This window comes from Cobetia sp., assembly GCF_983723665.1.
Window position 1 is genome coordinate 1 of the sequence record NZ_CFDJES010000026.1, and the last position, 2,701, is coordinate 2,701.

The 2,701-nt window shown below is 62.0% G+C and carries 3 protein-coding genes; all 3 read right to left on the bottom strand.

Annotation, left to right across the window (positions count from 1 at the left end; translation table 11 throughout):
- Positions 1-356, bottom strand: a 356-nt coding sequence (gene folX, locus AC4FAH_RS04455) for a dihydroneopterin triphosphate 2'-epimerase (protein ID WP_483236541.1), incomplete at its 3' end; no start/stop codon positions are given.
- Between the two features lie 86 nt (positions 357-442).
- Positions 443-994, bottom strand: coding sequence for a GTP cyclohydrolase I FolE (folE, locus tag AC4FAH_RS04460; RefSeq protein ID WP_043332418.1), 552 nt, complete (start codon positions 992-994; stop codon positions 443-445).
- Positions 995-1,328: 334 nt separating this feature from the next.
- Entirely contained in the window at positions 1,329-2,426 is a 1,098-nt protein-coding gene (locus AC4FAH_RS04465; protein WP_084589292.1) for a serine/threonine protein kinase, read from the bottom strand.
- Positions 2,427-2,701: the final 275 nt, after the last annotated feature.

Sequence of the window (2,701 nt, forward strand, 5' to 3'; positions counted from 1 at the left end):
GAGAAGCGCAAGGCATGCGGCTTGTCGATCTCGACCTGCGCCGTCAGCACCTGTTCGTGCGCCATCACGATATCCAGCACCTCACGGGTCATGCGTTCGAGCAGCGCGAAGCGCCCTTCCTCGACATGACGGATCAACTGCTTGGTGATGGTGCGGTAATTGAGCGCTTCACTGATGTGATTGAACTGCACGGCGCGTGCCGCGCGATAGCGGATCACCACGTTGATCACGACATCCTGGCGGTTCTGGATCTCGTCTTCATTGATCCCGATATAGGTTCTCAGGCGCAGATTCTTGATGCGAATGGTGGCGAGATCGTGATCGAGATGTTCATCGTGCAAGGCATGCATCGGCATCGGCAGGGACTCCTGATCAAGGGAAACGCGCGAGATGACTCCCAGACAAGAACGCCGCCTCGAAAGGCGGCGTCTTCACTCTGCTGTCAGCTGATCAACGTCAGGAATTCCTGACGGGTCGGCTGATTGTCGCGGAAGGCGCCCAGCATCACGGACGTCTTCATGCTGGAATTCTGCTTTTCCACCCCACGCATCATCATGCACATGTGACGCGCTTCGACCACGACGGCCACACCACGTGCACCGGTGACCTGCTGAACGGCCTCGGCGATCTGCTTGGTGAGGTTTTCCTGAATCTGCATGCGACGCGAATACATGTCGACGATACGCGCGAACTTGGACAGACCGAGCACCTTGCCAGACGGCAGATAGGCGATGTGGCACTTGCCGATGAACGGCAGCAGGTGATGCTCGCACATCGAGTAAAGCTCGATGTCCTTGACCAGTACCATCTCGTCCGTATCGGAGGTGAAGACAGCGCCGTTGACGATCTCCTCCAACGACTGTTGATAGCCATGAGTCAGGTACTGCATGGCCTTGGCCGCGCGCTTGGGCGTATCCAGCAGGCCCTCACGCTCTGGATCCTCACCCAACGCGGTGATGATCTGGCGGTAGTGGTTGGCAATCTCTTCGGTCATCCGTCTGCCTATGGTATCGGTCAGGGGCGCGCACTAGCGCACGCATAGCAGGGGTAAAGCACAAAAGTCATACACAAGCGATCAGATGGCAAGAAATCGTATAACTTCGTGTTCAATGTCAGGGCCAGATTCTACCTCAGGCATGCCGTCAACGCAGGTCTGTTCACGCGATTGTCGTATCCATGCAACACATGCGCCCCCATCGGTAACCGATGGGGGCGCATGAAGGGGCGATGTCACTCACTTCGCCAAAGGGGCCCAGGCCTCGCGACGGCCTTCAGGTCATGTCACGACTGCCAGGCCATTTCACGACTGCCAGGCCATGTCGCGACCGCTAGGCCAGCCAACGCGGCGCAGACAGCGCGACGCGTTGCTGTTCCAGGCTGCGAATGTGGTCGTCCCAGTAGCCCAGGCTCGCCACGTGCGAGAAGGCCTGCGGGAAGGCGGGGTCCGACCAGCGCCGCACCACCCAGGCGCTGTGACGCACCATGCGCAGTGTGCGCAGGGTCTCGATCCACTTGAGCTCGCTGCGATTGAACTCACAATGCTGCTCGTAGCCCTCCAGCACCTCGGACAGCTGCATGTGCAGCTCCGGGTCGCTCTGACCGGTCAACAGCATCCACAGGTCCTGCACCGCCGGGGCGCTCAGGCAGTCATCGAAGTCGACCAGCGCGAAGCTGTCATCGCGCCCCAGCATGTTGCCGATGTGGCAGTCGCCGTGGGTACGGATCAGGGCGCTTTCCGGCCAGCTCTGCTCCGCGACCAACGGGCGCAGCGCCTCGATGACACGCTGGTAGCTGTCACGCTGGCGCTCACTCAGCCAGTCGGAGGCCAGCACGCTGGCGCAGCTCTCTTCCAGAATCCGCAGCGGCGAGAGCGTCTCCCGCTCGCGAAACGCGCTCTTGCGCCCCACCGCGTGCACGCGACCGATCAGCTCACCCAGCTGATAGAGGTGCTCGGCAGATTCAAGCTCCGGCGCGCGCCCCACCACATGCGGGAAGAGAGCGAAGTCGAAGCCTTCGAATCGATGCAGCGTCTCGCCGGCCTCGTTCGCCCACGCGGGCGCCCCGGGGACACCGGCCTCATCCAGCTCGGCCAGGAAGGCGTGCTCCTCGAGAATCTGGGCACGGCTCCAGCGCTCGGGGCGATAGAACTTGGCCACCCAGCGGCGTCGGTCATCATCGGCGAGATGGTAGACACGATTCTCGTAACTGTTCAGCGCGAACGGCTCGCCGGGCAACCAGAAGCCCAGCGATTCGACAGCGGCCACGACACGGTCCGGCGCGAGAGCATCGAAGGGATGAAAACGCGTGTCTCCATGGCCCTCTGGCGCGGATGTCGTCGACCAGGTGTTGCCATTGGAGCGCGCATCCAACTCGCGCGAGGTGCCGGAAGATTGCGAGTCATCGGGGGAAACAGGATCAATAGGCATGGCAATTCCTCGGGCATGGACCAGCAAACGGCTGCCGGACCTTGCATGCTATGAGATTAGACCCTCTGCACGCCAGTCTTCTCCCTGATTGACCCCGCCTGCCCGCTGAGCTCAACGCCCGTTTCGAGGCTCAGCCCCGGCGGCATGTGTCGGGCAGCTCTACTTCGTGTCGCGTTTGCGGGTCACAGCGCCCCGCGCAAGGCCAGGGGAGTCCGCGCCAGCACGCAGGCATCGACCTCACGGGCACCGGCTCGCAGGCAGGCCTGAGCAAGACT

What these genes read in the sequence shown, in the direction of transcription:
- folE (WP_043332418.1), bottom strand. Translation starts at nt 994, where the DNA reads ATGACCGAAGAGATTGCCAACCACTACCGCCAGATCATCACCGCGTTG.
- AC4FAH_RS04465 (WP_084589292.1), bottom strand. Translation starts at nt 2,426, where the DNA reads ATGCCTATTGATCCTGTTTCCCCCGATGACTCGCAATCTTCCGGCACC.